Below are 17,484 nucleotides of genomic sequence, written 5' to 3'. Positions count from 1 at the left end.
ATCCGATGGGTTTGACCGCTCGGCCGCGCCTTGCGAAGGCGCGTCCATAGCAGCAAATTCGCATAATGAAAGCCCTAACCGCCCCGTTCGTACGGGGCGGATCAGGATTTTCAGGCCATCTTGGCCTTCACTTCGTCAGCGACATTCTGCGGCACTTCATCATAGTGCGAGAACGACATGGAATAGCTGGCGCGACCCTGGGTGAAAGAGCGCAGCGTATTCACATAACCGAACATGTTGGCCAGCGGGACCATGGCATCGACGGTCTGTGCGTTGCCGCGGCTGTCGGTGCCCTGGATCTGGCCACGACGGCTGTTCATGTCGCCGATGACGTCGCCCAGATAGTCTTCCGGGGTCACGACTTCGACCTTCATGATCGGCTCGAGCAGCTTGATGCCCGACTTCTGGGCCGCTTCGCGCATCGCGCCACGGGCACAGATTTCAAATGCCAGCGCCGACGAGTCGACGTCATGATAGGCACCGTCATACAGATGGACTTCAAAGTCGATGATCGGGAAGCCGATCAGCTGACCGGTCAGCGCGGTTTCACGGAAGCCCTTCTCTACCGAGGGGATATATTCCTTGGGAATATTACCGCCCTTGATCTCGTCGAAGAACTGGTAGCCCGAACCACGCTCGCCAGGAATGACGGTCGCCTTGATCCGGCCGAACTGGCCCGAACCACCCGACTGCTTCTTGTGGGTATAGTCGATATCGACCTTCTTCGCGAGATATTCGCGATAGGCCACCTGCGGCGCACCAACATTGGCTTCGACCTTGAACTCGCGACGCATACGATCGACGAGGATTTCCAGGTGAAGCTCGCCCATGCCCTTGATGATGGTCTGGCCCGATTCGTGATCGGTCGAGACGCGGAAGCTGGGATCTTCAGCCGACAGGCGATTGAGCGCGATGCCCATCTTTTCCTGGTCCGCCTTGGTCTTGGGTTCCACCGACAGTTCGATAACCGGCTCGGGGAATTCCATCCGCTCCAGCACGATCGGCTGACGCTCGGCGCACAGCGTGTCGCCGGTGGTGGTTTCCTTCATGCCGGCCAGCGCGATAATGTCGCCAGCAAATGCCTCATCAACGTCCTTACGTTCGTTGGCGTGCATTTCGAGCATACGCCCGACCTTTTCCTTCTTGTCCTTCACCGAGTTCAGGTAGGTGCCCTTGACGAGCGTACCCGAATAGATGCGGATGAAGGTGAGCGAGCCCACGAACGGATCGTTCATGACCTTGAACGCGAGCGCGCTGAATGGCGCATCGTCGGTCGCGGGGCGGCTGTCCGGCTCGTTGCTGTCCATCTTGACGCCCTGCACGTCCTCGATGTCGAGCGGGCTGGGCATATAATCGACGACGGCGTCGAGCAGGGGCTGGACGCCCTTGTTCTTGAACGCCGAACCACAAACGACCGGCACGAACGACTGGTTGAGCGCACCCTTGCGGATCAGCGCCTTCAGCGTCGCGGTGTCAGGCTCGGTGCCTTCGAGATAGGCTTCCATTGCGGCGTCGTCCTGCTCGACGGCCAGCTCGATCAGGTCGCTGCGATATTTCGCGGCCTTTTCAGCCATGTCGGCGGGGATTTCTTCAAAGAAGAATTCGGCGCCCAGCGATTCATCTTTCCAGATGATCGCGCGGTTCTCGACCAGGTCAACCAGACCCTTGAAATCGCTTTCCGTGCCGATCGGCAGATAAAGAACGGCGGGACGCGCGCCCAGACGATCAATTATCGACTGCACGCAATAATAGAAGTCTGCCCCAGTGCGATCGAGCTTGTTGATGAAGCACATGCGCGGGACTTTATACTTGTCCGCCTGACGCCACACGGTTTCGGACTGCGGTTCAACACCGGCAACGCCGTCGAAGCACGCAACCGCGCCGTCGAGCACGCGCAGCGAACGTTCGACTTCAATCGTGAAGTCGACGTGGCCGGGGGTGTCGATGATGTTGATGCGGTGGCCGTTCCAGAAACAGGTCGTGGCCGCCGACGTGATCGTGATCCCGCGCTCCTGCTCCTGCTCCATCCAGTCCATCGTGGCGGCGCCGTCATGGACTTCGCCGATCTTGTAGGACTTGCCGGTATAATAAAGGATGCGCTCGGTCGTCGTCGTCTTTCCGGCGTCGATATGGGCCATGATGCCGATATTGCGATACAGTTTGAGCGGATGGCTGCGGGCCATGATGCTTCTCCGTTGCCGGCGCACCGGCGGTTTGGGATAGTTGGGTCTGCGTGGCCCCTAAACCAATCCGTCCGCCATGGGTAGACCCACGACGAACGGATGGATTTTTAAGAGCGATAAACGGGGCGGCGACCAAATGACCGCTGCCCCGCCAATCTTTTTACCAGCGGTAGTGCGAGAAGGCGCGGTTCGCTTCCGCCATGCGGTGCGTGTCTTCGCGCTTCTTGACCGCGTTACCACGGTTGTTGGCCGCATCCATCAGCTCACCCGACAGGCGAGCCGCCATGGTGGTCTCGCTGCGGTTGCGCGCAGCGGTGATCAGCCAGCGGATGGCCAGAGCCTGCGAACGCTCAGGACGCACTTCGACGGGAACCTGATAGGTCGCACCGCCAACGCGGCGGCTGCGCACTTCGATGCCCGGCTTGATGTTGTTCAGCGCGTCATGGAACATGCCGATCGGATCCTTCTTGGCGCGTGCCTCGACGGTTTCCAGGGCACCATACACGATGGCTTCGGCGACGGCTTTCTTGCCGTCCTGCATGATCGAGTTCATGAACTTCGACAGAACCTGATCACCATATTTGGGATCGGGCAGGATGATGCGCTTTTCGGGGCGACGACGACGTGACATAGTTTGTTCTCCCCTTACTTAGGACGCTTGGCGCCGTATTTGGAACGGCTCTGCTTGCGATCCTTGACGCCCTGGGTATCCAGAACGCCGCGAAGAACGTGGTAACGCACGCCCGGAAGATCTCGCACACGACCGCCACGGATCAGCACGACGCTATGTTCCTGCAGGTTGTGGCCTTCACCAGGAATATAGGTGATGACTTCGCGCTGGTTGACCAGGCGAACCTTGGCGACCTTGCGGAGCGCCGAGTTCGGCTTTTTCGGGGTCGTGGTATAGACGCGGGTGCAAACGCCACGCTTTTGCGGGTTTGCATCCATGGCAGGGACCTTGGACTTGGCCTTCTGCGGTTCGCGGCCCTTGCGGACCAGCTGGTTGATTGTTGGCATGAAGCCCTTCACCTTTTTCAGTTACTTTACCGCAATCCCCTCGCGTTCCTTGCCACAGGGAAACATATCGCTTCCAAACAGCAAAAGCCCCGGCGGGTGCAATACCCCCCTGGAGCCGCAAGAGCATCCGGTAATGTTCAGCTCTGTATTGCCCGCGTGGGATGATGCGAGGAGACGAGTCTCTACGCGGCAGACCGCTGGGCAGGCGGGCCTATAGCGATGCGGGGGCAACCGGTCAAGCCGATCGCCAACACTCTGGCTATACCACTGATTTCGCGAGGCCGCCGGACACTGGTTAGGGAATTGCTAACCCTGCCTGCCCTATCTTGCGCCGGGCACCATTTCGGGTGCGTCAACTGGACAGTGCGTGAACGGGCTTTCGACCATCAGCGGCGAATTTCGCTTAGCCGAACGGGAATCGGCATTCCAGGCCGAACGCCTGCCCGAATCGCGACGCCATGCCCACAACCTGTTCATTCTCTCGGCCATACTCAACATTCTGTTCCTGATGAGCGACTGGCGCTTTGCCGGGACGCCGCACTTCTGGGTTGCGGTGCCAGCACGCCTGACAGTGATCCTTTGGTCTATCCTCTGCCTGTTGCTATGTCGCCGGATGACCAGCTTTCCGGCGGTCGAACGCATCTGTTTCGCCTGGCAGGTCGTGACCGCCATCGGCGTTTCCTTCCTCGTCAGTTCGCGCAGCGACATCGCCATCTTCGTCCTCGTCATGCTGCCGCTGGTATTCTACCTAGTCGTTCCCACCAGCTTTCGCGGCAATGTCGGCGGCGGGCTGGGCTGCTGCATCGCGCTGCTGATCGGCTATCTTGCCCCCGCCCCGCATTCCTCCACCATGCCGGGCATGGTTCTGGCCATGCTGATGCTCCATTGCGGCATGTGGATCGCGATCGCACGGAACAACCGGCTCCAGCGGCAGGAATGGACCGCCGGACAGGTCGCGCAGGCCGTGCAGTTGGAACTGGCCAATAGTCGCGACACACTGGAGCGCATGTTCATGGCCGTGCCGCTACCTTTGCTGGTCACACGCCATGACGGCCGCGTCCTGCGCCTGAATCGCGCGGCAACCGATGCCTATGCGGCAGGGCATGACGTTCGGCTCGAAAATGTTGAACAAACCTATGTCGATCTGCCGGTACGGGACGAATTGTTCGCGATGCTCCAGCGTGGCGAGGCGGTTGAGAATTTCGAGTGTCGGCTACGCCGCGCCGATGGCGCGCTTCGCCATGCGCTCCTGTCCTCCCGACCGATCGTGATCAACGCCGAGCCTTGCTTCATGACCAGCGTGGTCGATATTACCGAACGCAAGCAGGCCGAGCGTCATCTCGAACGTCTGGCGATGTCAGACGCGCTGACGGGCCTCGCCAATCGCGCGCATTTCATGGCCGCCGTGACGCAGGCGACGGTCGCGTCGAATGACCGAGCGCAACTCGCAGTGTTGCTGATCGATCTCGACGAATTCAAGCGGGTCAACGACACCGCTGGGCATGATGCTGGCGACGCGCTGCTGTGCGCAGTTGCCGGACGGTTGCGCCATGCCCTGCGACCGGGCGATCTGGTCGCGCGGATGGGCGGCGACGAATTTGCCGTGCTGCTGACACGCTTGCCCGACACAGACACTCTACAGCCGATCCTTGCGCGGATCGCAGATCATCTCCACGCGCCGTTAGACTATCGCGGTCGGCCGCTCGAATGTCGCGTCAGCATCGGTGTCGCGCTGTTCCCCGATCATGGCGACGATGTGACGGCACTTGTCAAACATGCCGACATCGCACTCTATCATGCCAAGAATAATGGCCGGGGCCGCGCCGTAATATTTGGGCCGGACCTGCTGGAGAGCTGGGACCGGGAAACAGCCATGCTCGACCGTGCCCGCCATATCCTGGCGCGGGAACGCCCCTGCCCCTGGTATCAACCCAAGATCGCGCTCGATACCGACGCAATTGTCGGGTTCGAGGCGCTGTTCCGATGCCCGACCGACGATGGCACGGTCATCATGCCAGCCGACATCGCCGCCGCCTTCGAGCATCCCGAACTGGGTCCGGCCATCACCAGCCAGATGATCGAAGGCATCATTGCCGACTGCGTGCGCTGGCGCGACGCCGGGCTGGCTGTCGGTCATATCGCCCTCAACGTGTCGGGCGCGGACTTGAACGACGACAATTTCGTCGATCATTTGCTGGAACGACTCTCCCAGGCAGGCCTCCCCCCGGCGATGATCGAACTGGAAGTGACCGAATCAGTCTTTCTGGGCCGCAATGCCGACCGGGTTGGACAGGTGTTGAACAGGCTGAGCGAGGCGGGTATCGCGATAGCGCTCGATGATTTCGGCACCGGCTACGCTTCGCTATCCCATCTCAAGCAATTCCCGATCGACATCATCAAGATCGACCAGCGCTTCGTCCGCGATCTGGAGACCGACCCGGACGATGCCGCCATCGTACGCACGGTGCTGAACTTGGCCTATAGCCTGGGCATTCGCACGGTGGCCGAAGGGGTGGAGAATGGCCATCAGGTCGACTATCTGCGGGCGGGTGGATGTCATTATGGTCAGGGCTATCATTTCGGCGCAGCAATGCCCGCCGCCGCCGTGACAGAATTGCTGGCAAGACAGGGACTCGCCCGCCCTGCCCGTAAATAGATTGAAACAGCGCTGTAAAAAATTTTCACGCGGCGGGAACAAATGATGCCATTGATCATTTCATCGCGCTGATCGTTCGACTCGTCACGACTCCGCAACGATGGATTCGCCTGTCCGGCAATGCTTTGCTATCGGCCCGACTCGAATAAAAGTACGGGGTCGCAATTGTCGCACAAAGCCAAGACGGGAGCCGCCGCTCTCCGCGCGCGGTTGAACGCGCTTTGCCCTGAGCGGGAGATTTTCCTCCGCTCAGGCGGGCAGGTGAAGTTCCTGCGCGTGTCCCGTCGGGCGCAACTGACCGCTATTGCCATCGCCTCCACAGCGCTGATCGGCTGGGGCGGTGCTACGATTTCGATGCTCGCCAGCAAGGCATCGGTTGCGCAGGAACGCGCGCTGCTCGACCAGCAGGGCAAGGCGGTCGCCAGCACCGCAAGCAAGGTCGCCGACTATCGCAAATCGGTCGAGGATCTGGCGCAGGATCTGGAAGCGCGCCAGGATTTCATGGACGACCTCTACAAGACCCATTTCGGCGCAGAGGATGGCAATGCCGCAGGCGCCGATCTGGTCGGCCCGGCCAAGGCTGGCGAGAATGGCGAGCTGACCACCAAGATCAGCATGGCCCCCGAAGCCGCCCCGCTCGTCCGGCTCGCCCAGCGACAGCGCCAGTTCGCGATGATGCTGACCGGCGCGGTGGAGCGGCGCGCCGACAAGGCCGCCGCCGCAATCCGCAGCTTTGGCCTAAACCCCGACAGCCTGACCCGCAGTGCCGCCCGCGCCCAGGGTGGTCCCTTCGTTCCGTGGAAGGGCGACAAGGGCGCGATGACCGGCGAGCTGGAAGATCTGGCAAGCGCGCTCAACCGGATGGAATTGCTGGAGCGCAGCCTGCTCACGATTCCCTCAGGCCAGCCCACCACCGCGCCAATGCAGACCAGTTCCTATGGCTATCGCCGCGATCCCTTTAACGGCCACGCCGCTTTCCATGCGGGGATCGACTTTCCCGGCCGCTTTGGCCAGCCGATCCTGTCCGCCGCCGGTGGCAAGATCGGCTTCGTCGGCCAGCGTCAGGGCTATGGCAATGTCGTCGAGGTTGAGCATGGCAATGGCCTGATGACCCGCTATGCGCATCTTTCCGGCTTCGCTGGCCGCGTCGGCCAGACAGTCGCGCGTGGCGACACGATCGGCCGCATGGGATCGACCGGCCGTTCGACCGGCACCCATCTGCATTTCGAGGTTCGGCTGAACGGCCAGGCCATCAACCCACGCCGTTTCCTGGAGGCTGCCCAAGATGTTCTCCAAGTCCAGCAAATCGCCAAAGCCCGTTTCGCCGACGTCGGCAACCGGGGCTAAGCATACGCCTTTCTCGCTGATTGGTAGCGATGTGACGATCAGCGGCAATCTGTCCGCATCGGTCGATCTGCATGTCGATGGCACAGTCGAAGGCGACATCAGCTGCGCCGCGCTGGTGCAGGGACCAGATAGCCGAATCGTCGGTCATGTCACCGCGCAAAGCGCGCGTCTGGCTGGCCTTGTCGACGGATCGATCACCGCGCAGGAACTGGTGGTCGAAAGCAGCGCGCGGATCACCGGTGACGTGCGCTATGAAAGGATCACGATCGAACCGGGCAGCCGGATCGAAGGCCATTTTGCGCATAACGACCATAGCCCGGTCACGGAACTCAAGCTGATTACGGGCGACGGCGCGGCCTGACCGCCCCGCCCCGGCAGGCGCGTCTAACCATATTTGTCACTGGATGCGGTCGTGTAGCCGCGATACCCGTCCCCCGTCACCGACATGGGGAGACGATAGCATGGACACGCCCGACTATTGGCCAGACATACGCCGCTTCCTGATCGGTTTCGCGATCGGCGGCATCGCCATCGGCCTGTTCACGCTCATCAGCGTTCAGCCGTTCCCCTGACCAATCAGCATGCCAGCCAGACCAGGCAGGCACCCAGCCCAATACCCCATAGCATCAGCACGATAATGATCCCGGCACGGCTGGACGGCCGGTCAGCGCGACCCGCAGCTTCCGCCCGATAGCGCGCCATCAGCGCCGACGGGATACAGCGGACCGCCAGTGCAATGCCGAGCGGCACGATCAACAGATCGTCGAGCAGCCCCAGCACCGGAATGAAGTCGGGAATCAAGTCGATTGGACTGAGCGCATAGGCGGCGACCAGCAGGGCGATCAGGCGGGCGAACCACGGCGTGTCGGCACAGCGCGCCGCAATCCACAACGCCACAACCTCGCGCTTCAGCCGTTTCGCCCAGGCTTTGAGCGCCGCCAGCATCGCCGCCTCAATTCACCGGCGCGCGACGGCGATAGCTGAGCGCTTCGGCGATATGGACGCGCCCGACCTTCTCCGCCCCGGCCAGATCGGCGATCGTCCGGGCGACGCGCAGCACGCGGGTATAGCCGCGTGCCGACAGCTTCATCGCGGCGGCGGCCTGCGCCAGCAATTGGCGCCCTGCTTCGTCTGGCCCGGCGACATCCTCCAGCGCCTCGCCATCGACTTCGGCGTTGGTGCGCACCTTGCTGTCAGCATAGCGCGCCGTCTGGACCGCGCGGGCAGCCGCCACCCGCGCGGCGACCTCAACGGAACCTTCCGCAGGCGGTGGCAGCACCAGATCAGCGGCAGTCACCGCCTGCACCTCGACATGCAGGTCGATCCGGTCGAGCAATGGCCCGGATACCTTGGCCTGATAGTCCGCCGCACAGCGCGGCGCGCGCGAACAAGCCAGTGCTGGATCACCCAAATGGCCACAGCGGCACGGATTCATCGCAGCAATCAACTGCACCCGCGCCGGGAAAGTGACATGGGCGTTCGCGCGGGCGACCGTCACCTCGCCCGTCTCCAGCGGCTGGCGCAGCGAATCCAGCACGGCGCGCTGAAATTCCGGCAGCTCGTCCAGAAACAAGACGCCCAGATGCGCCATGCTGACCTCGCCCGGCCGCACCCGCAGCCCGCCGCCTACGAGCGCTGCCATCGACGCGCTGTGATGGGGGTTACGGAATGGGCGGGCGCGACTGATCCGTCCGCCCTCCAGCGTCCCGGCGACGCTCGCCACCATCGAGGTTTCCAGCGCTTCGCCCGGCGTCAGTTCGGGCAATATGCCCGGCAGGCAACTCGCCATCAATGACTTGCCCGCTCCAGGCGGTCCGACCATGAGCAGATTATGCCCGCCCGCCGCCGCAATCTCGATCGCGCGCTTGGCCGTCTCCTGTCCCTTGACCTGTTTGAGGTCGGCTGTGCGCACAGGCGCTTCGACCGCGCCGGGTTGCGGCGGGGACAAGGCCGATGTCCCCTTGAAATGGTTGAGGAGGCTGAGCAGATCGGGCGCGGCGATCACCTCCACCTGCCCCGCCCAGGCGGCTTCGGCCCCCTGCGCGACAGGGCAGACCAGCCCCATATCCTGCTCGCCCGCATGAAGTGCCGCCAGCAATACGCCCGGCGAAGGGGCTGTGCGCCCGTCCAGCCCCAGTTCGCCCACAACGACATAGCCAGACAGCGTCTCGGCATCGATCACCCCCATCGCACCCAGCAGCGCGAGGGCGATCGGCAGATCGTAATGCGACCCTTCCTTGGGCAGGTCGGCGGGCGAGAGGTTGACGGTGATCCGCTTGGGCGGCAGCGACAGGCCGATGGCGGCAATGGCGTTGCGCACCCGTTCGCGGCTTTCGGCCACCGCCTTGTCCGGCAGGCCGACGACGATGAAATTGGGCAGGCCGGGAACCAGCTGGCACTGCACCTCGACACCGCGCGCCTCCAGACCCAGATAAGCGACCGTCGATACCGTTGCGACCAAGTGACCCCCGCTTCTTCCCGCTACTCGTCAGCCATCCGGCCCTATTCGTCGATCGGCGCGCCCGTCCGGTCCCGCGCCGGTTCGTCAGGTCGCCCCTTGAACCCTTGCGCTACGACATACCATTCCACGCTGCCCTTGCGGCTGGCGGGGGGCTTGGCATGTTTGATCGTCGTGAAATTCTTCTTGAGCAGGACCAGCAACTCGCCGTCCGTGCCGCCTGCAAACACCTTGGCAACGAAGGTGCCGCCCTTGCGCAGATTTTCGACCGCGAACCAGGCCGCCGCCTCGACCAGCCCCATGGTGCGCAGATGGTCGGTCTGGGCATGGCCGACGGTGTTCGCCGCCATGTCAGAGATCACCAGATCGGGCGCGTCGCCCAGCGCATCGCGCAAAAGCTGCGGCGCCTTGTCATCCATGAAGTCCATCTCGAACAGGGTGACGCCGCCGATCGGATCGACCGGCAACAGATCGATACCAACGACAGCCGCTTTTGGTGCCAGCTTGCGGACGACCTGCGACCAGCCGCCCGGCGCGACACCGAGATCGACAACCGCGCGCGATCCCTTCACGAAATGGAATTTCTCATCCAGTTCGATCAGCTTGAACGCGGCGCGGCTGCGCCAGCCTTCCGCCTTCGCCTTATGGACATAGGGGTCGTTCAGATGGCGTTCGAGCCAGCGCACCGACTGCGCCGTGCGGCCCTTCGCGCTCTTGACCCGCACCCTGCCTGCGCCAGATCCTCTCATAGCGGGCCTCTCACATCATTCTCCCGTCGCGGTCCATCAGACCACGCAATATGCCTTCGCGAATGCCCCGGTCGGCAACGCCCAGCCTTTGGGCAGGCCAGATGTCGAGGATCGCTTCCAATATCGCACAACCCGCCACCACCAGATCGGCGCGTTCGGTGCCGATGCAGGGCAGCTTTTGCCGTTCGCCCAGCGCCATGGTCGACAGGCGCTCCGAAATGGCGCGCATGGATGCGCATGGCACGATCAGCCCGTCGATCGCCTGCCTGTCATAGCGCGGGAGGTTGAGGTGCAGGCTGGCCAGCGTGGTCACCGTGCCCGACGTGCCGAGCAAGCGAATATCCTCCGCCCCCTGCGGCAGGCGACGGGCAAGCGGCGAGAATGCCTCGCTGACCCGCGCGCGCATCCGGTCATAGGCGGCCAGTCGCTCGTCCGCATCGTCATGCTCGAACGCCTCGCTCTCGGTCAGCGACACGACTCCCCATGGCGCGCTGACCCAGTCTACAATGCGCGGCGCACCCGACGATCCTTGCGAATCGACCAGCACCAATTCAGTCGATCCGCCGCCAATATCGAAGATCAGGGCCGGACCGTTGCCCGGTTCCAGCAGGGCGTGGCAACCCAGCACGGCGAGCCGCGCTTCTTCCTCCGCACTGATGATATCGAGCGCGATTCCGGTTTCGCGATAGACGCGCTGGATGAATTCCGCGCCGTTGGTGGCGCGACGACAGGCTTCGGTCGCGACCGACCGCGCCAGCGTCACATGGCGGCGGCGCAGCTTGTCTGCGCAGACCGAGAGGGCGGCGATCGCCCGGTCGATCGCCGCGTCGCTGATCCGGCCGGTCGATGCCAGCCCCTCGCCCAACCGCACGATCCGCGAAAAGGCATCCACAACGATGAAGCCGTCAGCAGACGGCTTTGCTATCAACAGGCGGCAATTATTGGTGCCAAGGTCGATCGCGGCATAGGATCGCCGATCGCGCGCGCCATAAGGCGCAAAGCCCCGCTGCGTTGACGGGGGAGGAATGGCCGCAGCCTTGCTCCCATCGCCCGGACCGGAAGCGGCGCGCTTGCCCGCATAACGGCCGGCCGGGCCGGAACTCTGCGGCGATGGGCGGCTCTGCTGCACCATGCCGTAACTCACTTCACATATCGCCAGCCCCAAAGCGGGACCGGAACTTGGGAACCTGCTTAAGCAGATAAGCGTCAATGCGCAAGGCGCGCGCCCTGCCCCCAATGAAAAGCGGGATGAATCAAAGATGAAATGTTCAGCCCTGCAAAAAAGAACGACATCCCCTCAATAACGTGCGGTCTGCCCCGGATTTTTGAACTTCCGTGATTTCCGGGCGATCAGATGATTCCATCTGGCTGAAAATCCCTCTATGGCCACAATCCTATTGCCAAGAGGAAGCCGATTTGATCCTGGACCTTGCCGCTGCCGCTTCGGGTGCGATCCGTTTTGACGATCTGGGCGTCGGCCCGGTCGCGCTGGACCTCGGCTTTTTCACGCTGAAATGGTACAGCCTTGCCTATCTTGCAGGCATATTGATCGGCTACTGGTATCTGCTCAAGCTGATCGCCCAGCCCGGATCGCCCATGGGGCGGCGCCATGCCGACGACATGATCTTCTACGCGACGCTGGGCATCATCATTGGCGGGCGGCTGGCCTATGTCATCTTCTACCAGCCCGACATCCTGCTCAACCCGATCGATATCTTCAAATTATGGAATGGCGGCATGTCCTTCCATGGCGGCGCAGCGGGCGTGTCGCTCGGCATCCTCTACATGGCGCGCAAGGAGAAGCTGAGCTGGCTTCGCATCCATGATTATGTCGCCTGCACCGTCCCCTTCGGCCTGTTCTTCGGCCGCCTCGCCAATTTCGTGAATGGCGAATTGTGGGGCAAGGAAACCGATGTGCCGTGGGGCATCATCTTCCCGACCGGCGGACCGTTCGCGCGGCATCCCAGCCAGCTATATGAAGCCGCGCTGGAGGGGATCGTCCTGTTCGCCATCCTTGCCTTCGCCTTCTGGCGCACCCGCGCCCGCTATCAGCCGGGGATGCTCGTGGGTCTTTTCCTGCTGGGCTATGGCTGCTTCCGCTTCGGCGTCGAATATGTCCGTGAGGCCGATGCACAGCTGATGGAGTTTGCCGCCCGCACCGGTCTGCACATGGGCCAGTGGCTGTGCGTGCCGATGATCCTGGGTGGCCTCTACCTGATCGTCACGTCGAAGGGGCGTCGCGTGCGGGTGGAACCGATCGCCGGAAGCGCGAGTGTCAGCTGAGCCGCTGGCCCTGGCCGATCGGCTCTCGCGCCAGATCGCAGCGGGCGGGCCGATCTCGGTCGCCCATTATATGGCCGAAGCGAACCAGCATTATTACGCCACCCGCGACCCGCTGGGCGCGGATGGCGACTTCACGACGGCGCCGGAAATCAGCCAGATGTTCGGCGAACTGGTGGGGTTGTGCCTGGCGGACGTCTGGATGCGATCGGGCCGGAAGCCGGGGCCGCTTTATGTGGAATTGGGGCCGGGACGCGGGACGCTGGCAGCCGATGCCTTGCGCGCCATGGAAAGCGCCGCGCTCGCACCGCGCGTCCATTTTGTCGAGACCAGCCCGACCCTGCGCGAACGGCAACGTGCGCTGCTCCCCCACGTCACTCATCATGACAATATCGACAGCCTGCCCATTGAAGGGCCATTGCTGATCGTCGCCAATGAATTTTTCGACGCGCTACCGGTGCGCCAGTGCATCCGTGTGGGCGAGGAATGGCGCGAACGGGTGGTCATCCGGCGCGAACAGGAGGGCCGCTTCATCGCCGTCCCCGGCTATCGCCGCATCGAATCGGGCCTGCCGCCGATCGCGGCGCAGGCGCAGGACGGGGCGATCATCGAAACGCCGATCATTGGCGCAGGCATCGCCTACGCGCTGGCGCAGCGGATCGCCAAACAGGGCGGTGCGGCGATCATCATCGACTATGGTTATGCCGGACCGCTACTGGGCGACACGTTGCAAGCGGTGAAGGCCCATGCATTTGCCGATCCCTTCGCCGATCCGGGCGAAGTGGATCTGACCACCCATGTCGATTTCACGATCCTCGGCAATGTGGCGCGGCAAGCGGGGCTGCGGGTGTCGGGTCCGGTCGATCAAGGGGCATGTTTGCGCGATTTGGGCATCAACGCCCGCGCCGATCAACTGGCCCGCACCAGCCCGCACCGCGCCGCCGAAGTGGAGGCCGCCCGCGCCCGGCTGACCGATGCTGACGCCATGGGCAGCCTGTTCAAGGCGATGGCGTGGGTCCATCCCGACTGGGCCGACCCGGCAGGCTTTGGCGACTGATCGCCCTCAATCTTCCTGGTGGTAGCGGCCCAGCTTGCGGATGAAACCGATCAGGCCGGTCTGACGGCTTCGCTTCATCCGTTCGGCGTGGAGAATGGTCTGCACACGGCTGAAACAATCGTCGGCATCGACATTGCACAGCACATAATCATAGCCGTCCCAATGCGCGATTTCGCCCGCAGCGCGCGCCATGCGACCGTCGATGACTTCGTCGCTGTCCGTCGCGCGGCCACGCAGGCGGCGTTCCAGTTCCTCCATCGACGGCGGCAGGATGAACACCCGCACCACGTCGCCCCCGGCAATCTGGTGCAACTGCTGCGCACCCTGCCAGTCAATGTCGAACAGCACATCCTGGCCACTCTTAAGCATTGCTTCTACCGGTGCGCGGGGGGTGCCGTAGCGCTGGCCGAACACATGCGCCCATTCCAGGAATTCATGGTCGGCGGTCATCCGGCGGAATTCTTCGAGGTCGACGAAATGATAATCCTTACCGTCGACTTCACCCGGCCGCATCGGGCGGGTGGTGGCGGACACCGACATGGACATATCCGGCTCGGCGGCCAGCAGCTTGCGCGCGATGGTGGACTTTCCTGCGCCGGACGGCGAGGAAAGGACGAAGAGGACGCCGCGCCGCTTGAAGTCGGGCGTCTCGATCGGGATATTGTCGGCCATGGCCGCTAGTGCCGCTTGAAGCGGGCTTTTGCAAGAGGGGGAAAGGGGGAGGATGCGGCACAGGCGGATGGTTGATCGCAGGGGTCTGATTGCGGCGGGGCTGATCGCGCTGGTAACCTGTGCCCTACTGCTGCTGATGGACCGGCCACCGATCTGCACCTGTGGCCGGATCGACTTGTGGCATGGGGCGCTCGACAGCGGCAACAGTCAGCATATTGCGGACTGGTATAGTCTGAGCCATGTCATCCATGGGCTGCTTTTCTATCCCGCCACCCTTTGGTTGCTGCGACGGCGTCCGGTCGGGGTGCGGCTGGCGCTGGCTGTGGCGATCGAGTCGGCCTGGGAGATATTGGAGAATTCGCCGATCATCATCGACCGATACCGGACGGCGACGATTGCGCTGGGTTATAGTGGCGATTCGGTTCTCAATTCGATGAGCGACATTGGCATGATGGCACTGGGATTCCTGTTCGCGTCGCGTGCGCAGGTGTGGCTGTCGGTCGCGGTGGCGGTCGGGTTCGAGTTGCTGGCGCTGGCGGTCATCAGGGACAATCTGACGCTCAACGTGCTGATGCTGACCTTTCCGGTGGACGCCATTCGCGACTGGCAGGCGGCGCTTTAGAGTTTGCGGGCCTTGCGCGCGGCGTCGATCGGGACCGGCTCCTTGCTCAAATCCGGCAAGGCCTTGATCGCGCGCTTGCGATCCACCTCGCGTTTCGCCTCATACAGTTTGCCCGCCATATAGGCGCCGGTGACGACCAGCGCGCCGACGGGATAGCGCATGATGATCCGCTTGGCCCCCATGCCGGCGAGCAGGCCGAACACCCCCTTCTTGCCGGTATCGGCGGCGACCCGCGTGGCCACCACGGTCGCGCCGACTCGGGCGGCCTTGCGTAAAAGGCTCGCCTTCTTTGGCGCGGTGACGGTGACGAGCGGGGCTTTGGGCGCGAAGGGCTTTTTCATACAGGCTCAATGTATCGAACGGCGCGCGGTTCCGCTATGCTGATGTGGATCATGTCATATTTTCCGGCCGCACCAGCGCGTCGAAGGTCGCGGCATCCACCAGCCCCAGTTCAAGGCCCGCAGCTTTCAGCGTCTGGCCGGTCTTGTGGGCGTGCTTGGCGATGGCGGCGGCATTGTCATAGCCGATCGCCGGGGCGAGCGCGGTGACCAGCATCAGCGAGCGGTCGACCAGTTCGGCGATGCGCGGCTCGTTGGCCTCCAGCCCCTGGACACAGCGTTCGGCAAAACTCTCCATGCCAACGGCCAGCAGATGGATGGAGCGCAGCACCGCCGCGCCGATCATCGGTTTGAACACGTTGAGTTCCAGATGGCCCTGCATCCCGCCCACCGTCACGGCCTGATGATTGCCGATGACCTGGGCTGCCACCATGGTCAGCATCTCGCACTGGGTCGGGTTGACCTTGCCCGGCATGATGGAGCTGCCCGGTTCATTGGCGGGCAGATCCAGCTCGCCCAGCCCCGAACGCGGGCCGGAACCCAGCAGGCGGATGTCATTGGCGATCTTGGTCAGCGCAACGGCCAGCGTGGCGAGGGTCGAGGAGAGATGGACCAGCGGGTCGTTGGACGCCAGCGCCTCAAACTTGTTGTCGGCGGTGCGGAACGGCAGGCCGGTGATGGCGGCGATTTCCGCCGCGACCGCGACGGCGAAGCCTTTGGGGGCATTGAGACCGGTGCCGACCGCAGTGCCGCCCTGCGCCAGCGCCATCATGCCGTGCATTGCGGCGGGTTCGATACGCTTGCGGCTCCGATAGATTTGGTGGGCGTAGCCGGAAAATTCCTGCCCCAGCGTCAGCGGGGTCGCATCCTGCAAATGGGTGCGGCCGATCTTGACGATATGGTCCCATGCCTTTGCCTTGGCATCGAGCGCGGCGTGAAGCCGGTCGAGCGCGGGAAACAGCGCCTTGGTGACCGCCAGAGCCGCCGCGATATGGAGCGCGGTCGGGAAGCTGTCATTGGAGGATTGGCCCAGGTTCACGCCGTCATTGGGATGCACCGGATGCTTGCCGCCGCGCGTGCCGGTGAGCGCTTCGTTGGCGATGCCCGCAATCACCTCATTGACGTTCATATTGGTCTGGGTGCCGCTGCCGGTCTGCCAGATGACGAGGGGGAACTGGTCGTCATACTGCCCTGCGGCGACGGCAGCGGCGGCGGTTTCGATCGCGTCGGCCTGGGTTGCCTCCAGCCCATGCTGGCGGTTCACCCGCGCGGCGGCCTGCTTCACGATCGCCAGCGCATGGACGATGCCGATCGGCATCCGCTCGTTCGAGTCGAACGGGAAATTCTCGATGCTCCGCTGCGTCTGCGCGCCCCAATAGGCGTCTGCTGGCACCTCTATGGCGCCGATACTGTCACTTTCGGTGCGGGTTGCGGGCATGAGGGAGACGCCTTTCAGTTAAGAATAATTCGCAAGTCTGGGGCTGATTTAGGGTGGGGGGAAGGAAATCCAAGGGGTTATATGTGGAGCGGTGACCGGGGCAGGCTGGTTGGAGGGGATGGAATGTGAAACTTCGCTAACTTCGCCCATATCGCATATGGAGAGTTAGCGCCGGGGGGCGATGTAGGACAGGGGAATTTGGGCGAGTAAGAGCGCGCATCTTTGCCATTCGCGGCATTGAGGAAACTGCCGATATCTAGCAATATTAGCTCAGATTGCCCTTCGGCAGTTTTGCAAAAGTGGCCAGATAGTCGCGATCGCTACCATAAATCTGAGCGTCCGATTTCTGAAACATCTGGAAGTTGTATCCTTCCACTTCCAACAGGCCGACCTCTTTCCGATTGATAGGAAAGCGGTCGCTGCACGCTGTGAAAATCAGCGCGCGATTCGGCGTCAGCGGATAAAACAATTCCACCTCTGAATCCTCCAGTCCAAGCAGATTGATGACTGGTTGATCGCCCGTGATAAACGGTTTTTCAGAACAATTATCGACTATCACAATGTCATATTCATGCCGCTGAGCGTATAGACTCGTACCGAGATTTGTCGCATATATAAATGCCTCTATGGGCCATGTTGCTGCTCTGTGGTCGTGTCCCACGGGGTT

Annotated in this window: 17 protein-coding genes; 6 read left to right on the top strand and 11 right to left on the bottom strand. The window is 62.8% G+C overall.

Features of this window, described 5'->3' with window-relative positions:
* Positions 1 to 110: 110 nt before the first annotated feature.
* The 3 genes from fusA to rpsL form a co-directional block, all read right to left on the bottom strand.
* Positions 111 to 2,183: an elongation factor G gene (gene fusA / locus EBBID32_RS15695; RefSeq protein ID WP_006960295.1), complete on the bottom strand. Its 2,073-nt coding sequence runs from the start codon at positions 2,181 to 2,183 to the stop codon at positions 111 to 113.
* Between the two features lie 160 nt (positions 2,184 to 2,343).
* Positions 2,344 to 2,814: a 30S ribosomal protein S7 gene (gene rpsG, locus EBBID32_RS15690; RefSeq protein WP_006960293.1), complete on the bottom strand. Its 471-nt coding sequence runs from the start codon at positions 2,812 to 2,814 to the stop codon at positions 2,344 to 2,346.
* Positions 2,815 to 2,828: 14 nt separating this feature from the next.
* A complete protein-coding gene (gene rpsL / locus EBBID32_RS15685; protein WP_026002556.1) occupies positions 2,829 to 3,200 on the bottom strand; it encodes a 30S ribosomal protein S12 in 372 nt (123 codons plus the stop codon).
* A 367-nt stretch (positions 3,201 to 3,567) separates the two neighbouring features.
* Between rpsL and EBBID32_RS15680 the strand changes: the two genes are divergently transcribed.
* The 3 genes from EBBID32_RS15680 (at position 3,568) to EBBID32_RS15670 (ending at position 7,564) form a co-directional block, all read left to right on the top strand.
* Positions 3,568 to 5,856 carry a putative bifunctional diguanylate cyclase/phosphodiesterase gene (locus EBBID32_RS15680; RefSeq protein WP_006960289.1) on the top strand — a complete coding sequence of 763 codons (2,289 nt, stop codon included), beginning with the start codon at positions 3,568 to 3,570 and terminating at the stop codon, positions 5,854 to 5,856.
* A 165-nt stretch (positions 5,857 to 6,021) separates the two neighbouring features.
* Positions 6,022 to 7,203 (top strand): M23 family metallopeptidase, encoded by a 1,182-nt coding sequence (locus EBBID32_RS15675; RefSeq protein WP_037491180.1) that lies wholly within the window; start codon positions 6,022 to 6,024, stop codon positions 7,201 to 7,203.
* Complete coding sequence (locus EBBID32_RS15670) at positions 7,142 to 7,564, top strand: bactofilin family protein (protein ID WP_037491151.1); 423 nt, start codon at positions 7,142 to 7,144, stop codon at positions 7,562 to 7,564. The genes EBBID32_RS15675 and EBBID32_RS15670 overlap by 62 nt, the downstream gene beginning before the upstream one ends.
* Positions 7,565 to 7,779: 215 nt before the next feature.
* Here EBBID32_RS15670 and EBBID32_RS15665 read toward each other — a convergent pair whose 3' ends face one another.
* The 4 genes from EBBID32_RS15665 to EBBID32_RS15650 are packed head-to-tail and all read right to left on the bottom strand — an operon-like array spanning position 7,780 to position 11,542.
* On the bottom strand, positions 7,780 to 8,148 hold the full coding sequence (locus EBBID32_RS15665; RefSeq protein ID WP_006960278.1) for a YkvA family protein: 369 nt from the start codon (positions 8,146 to 8,148) through the stop codon (positions 7,780 to 7,782).
* Positions 8,149 to 8,155: 7 nt separating this feature from the next.
* Complete coding sequence (locus EBBID32_RS15660; RefSeq protein WP_006960276.1) at positions 8,156 to 9,664, bottom strand: YifB family Mg chelatase-like AAA ATPase; 1,509 nt, start codon at positions 9,662 to 9,664, stop codon at positions 8,156 to 8,158.
* 41 nt (positions 9,665 to 9,705) lie between these two features.
* On the bottom strand, positions 9,706 to 10,410 hold the full coding sequence (locus EBBID32_RS15655; protein ID WP_037491149.1) for an RlmE family RNA methyltransferase: 705 nt from the start codon (positions 10,408 to 10,410) through the stop codon (positions 9,706 to 9,708).
* Positions 10,411 to 10,420: 10 nt separating this feature from the next.
* Positions 10,421 to 11,542 (bottom strand): Ppx/GppA phosphatase family protein, encoded by a 1,122-nt coding sequence (locus EBBID32_RS15650; RefSeq protein WP_006960271.1) that lies wholly within the window; start codon positions 11,540 to 11,542, stop codon positions 10,421 to 10,423.
* Positions 11,543 to 11,826: 284 nt separating this feature from the next.
* On the opposite strand from EBBID32_RS15650, the gene lgt reads away from it, so the two are divergent.
* Positions 11,827 to 12,693: a prolipoprotein diacylglyceryl transferase gene (gene lgt / locus EBBID32_RS15645; protein WP_037491146.1), complete on the top strand. Its 867-nt coding sequence runs from the start codon at positions 11,827 to 11,829 to the stop codon at positions 12,691 to 12,693.
* On the top strand, positions 12,683 to 13,747 hold the full coding sequence (locus EBBID32_RS15640) for a class I SAM-dependent methyltransferase (RefSeq protein WP_006960268.1): 1,065 nt from the start codon (positions 12,683 to 12,685) through the stop codon (positions 13,745 to 13,747). The genes lgt and EBBID32_RS15640 overlap by 11 nt, the downstream gene beginning before the upstream one ends.
* A 6-nt stretch (positions 13,748 to 13,753) precedes the next feature.
* On the opposite strand, the gene gmk is transcribed toward EBBID32_RS15640, so the two are convergent.
* On the bottom strand, positions 13,754 to 14,419 hold the full coding sequence (gene gmk, locus EBBID32_RS15635) for a guanylate kinase (protein ID WP_006960266.1): 666 nt from the start codon (positions 14,417 to 14,419) through the stop codon (positions 13,754 to 13,756).
* A gap of 67 nt (positions 14,420 to 14,486) precedes the next feature.
* Here gmk and EBBID32_RS15630 point away from each other — a divergent pair, with 67 nt between their 5' ends.
* On the top strand, positions 14,487 to 15,041 hold the full coding sequence (locus EBBID32_RS15630) for a DUF2585 domain-containing protein (protein ID WP_006960264.1): 555 nt from the start codon (positions 14,487 to 14,489) through the stop codon (positions 15,039 to 15,041).
* Here EBBID32_RS15630 and EBBID32_RS15625 read toward each other — a convergent pair.
* The 3 genes from EBBID32_RS15625 to EBBID32_RS15615 form a co-directional block, all read right to left on the bottom strand.
* Positions 15,038 to 15,382 carry a hypothetical protein gene (locus tag EBBID32_RS15625; protein ID WP_006960262.1) on the bottom strand — a complete coding sequence of 115 codons (345 nt, stop codon included), beginning with the start codon at positions 15,380 to 15,382 and terminating at the stop codon, positions 15,038 to 15,040. The genes EBBID32_RS15630 and EBBID32_RS15625 overlap by 4 nt on opposite strands.
* A gap of 49 nt (positions 15,383 to 15,431) precedes the next feature.
* Positions 15,432 to 16,817 (bottom strand): class II fumarate hydratase, encoded by a 1,386-nt coding sequence (fumC, locus tag EBBID32_RS15620; protein ID WP_006960259.1) that lies wholly within the window; start codon positions 16,815 to 16,817, stop codon positions 15,432 to 15,434.
* 265 nt (positions 16,818 to 17,082) lie between these two features.
* Positions 17,083 to 17,484, bottom strand: a 402-nt coding sequence (locus tag EBBID32_RS15615) for a DUF4238 domain-containing protein (protein WP_156022588.1), incomplete at its 5' end; no start/stop codon positions are given.

The organism is Sphingobium indicum BiD32, from assembly GCF_000382885.1.
GTDB lineage: Bacteria > Pseudomonadota > Alphaproteobacteria > Sphingomonadales > Sphingomonadaceae > Sphingobium > Sphingobium japonicum_C.
This window is presented reverse-complemented; position numbering and strand designations above follow the sequence as displayed.

Bases quoted from the DNA above. Each gene is read 5' to 3' on its own strand.
- fusA (WP_006960295.1), bottom strand. From the start codon at position 2,183: ATGGCCCGCAGCCATCCGCTCAAACTGTATCGCAATATCGGCATCATG.
- rpsG (WP_006960293.1), bottom strand. From the start codon at position 2,814: ATGTCACGTCGTCGTCGCCCCGAAAAGCGCATCATCCTGCCCGATCCC.
- rpsL (WP_026002556.1), bottom strand. From the start codon at position 3,200: ATGCCAACAATCAACCAGCTGGTCCGCAAGGGCCGCGAACCGCAGAAG.
- EBBID32_RS15670 (WP_037491151.1), top strand. From the start codon at position 7,142: ATGTTCTCCAAGTCCAGCAAATCGCCAAAGCCCGTTTCGCCGACGTCG.
- EBBID32_RS15665 (WP_006960278.1), bottom strand. From the start codon at position 8,148: ATGCTGGCGGCGCTCAAAGCCTGGGCGAAACGGCTGAAGCGCGAGGTT.
- EBBID32_RS15655 (WP_037491149.1), bottom strand. From the start codon at position 10,410: ATGAGAGGATCTGGCGCAGGCAGGGTGCGGGTCAAGAGCGCGAAGGGC.
- EBBID32_RS15650 (WP_006960271.1), bottom strand. From the start codon at position 11,542: ATGGTGCAGCAGAGCCGCCCATCGCCGCAGAGTTCCGGCCCGGCCGGC.
- gmk (WP_006960266.1), bottom strand. From the start codon at position 14,419: ATGGCCGACAATATCCCGATCGAGACGCCCGACTTCAAGCGGCGCGGC.
- EBBID32_RS15630 (WP_006960264.1), top strand. From the start codon at position 14,487: ATGGTTGATCGCAGGGGTCTGATTGCGGCGGGGCTGATCGCGCTGGTA.
- EBBID32_RS15625 (WP_006960262.1), bottom strand. From the start codon at position 15,382: ATGAAAAAGCCCTTCGCGCCCAAAGCCCCGCTCGTCACCGTCACCGCG.
- fumC (WP_006960259.1), bottom strand. From the start codon at position 16,817: ATGCCCGCAACCCGCACCGAAAGTGACAGTATCGGCGCCATAGAGGTG.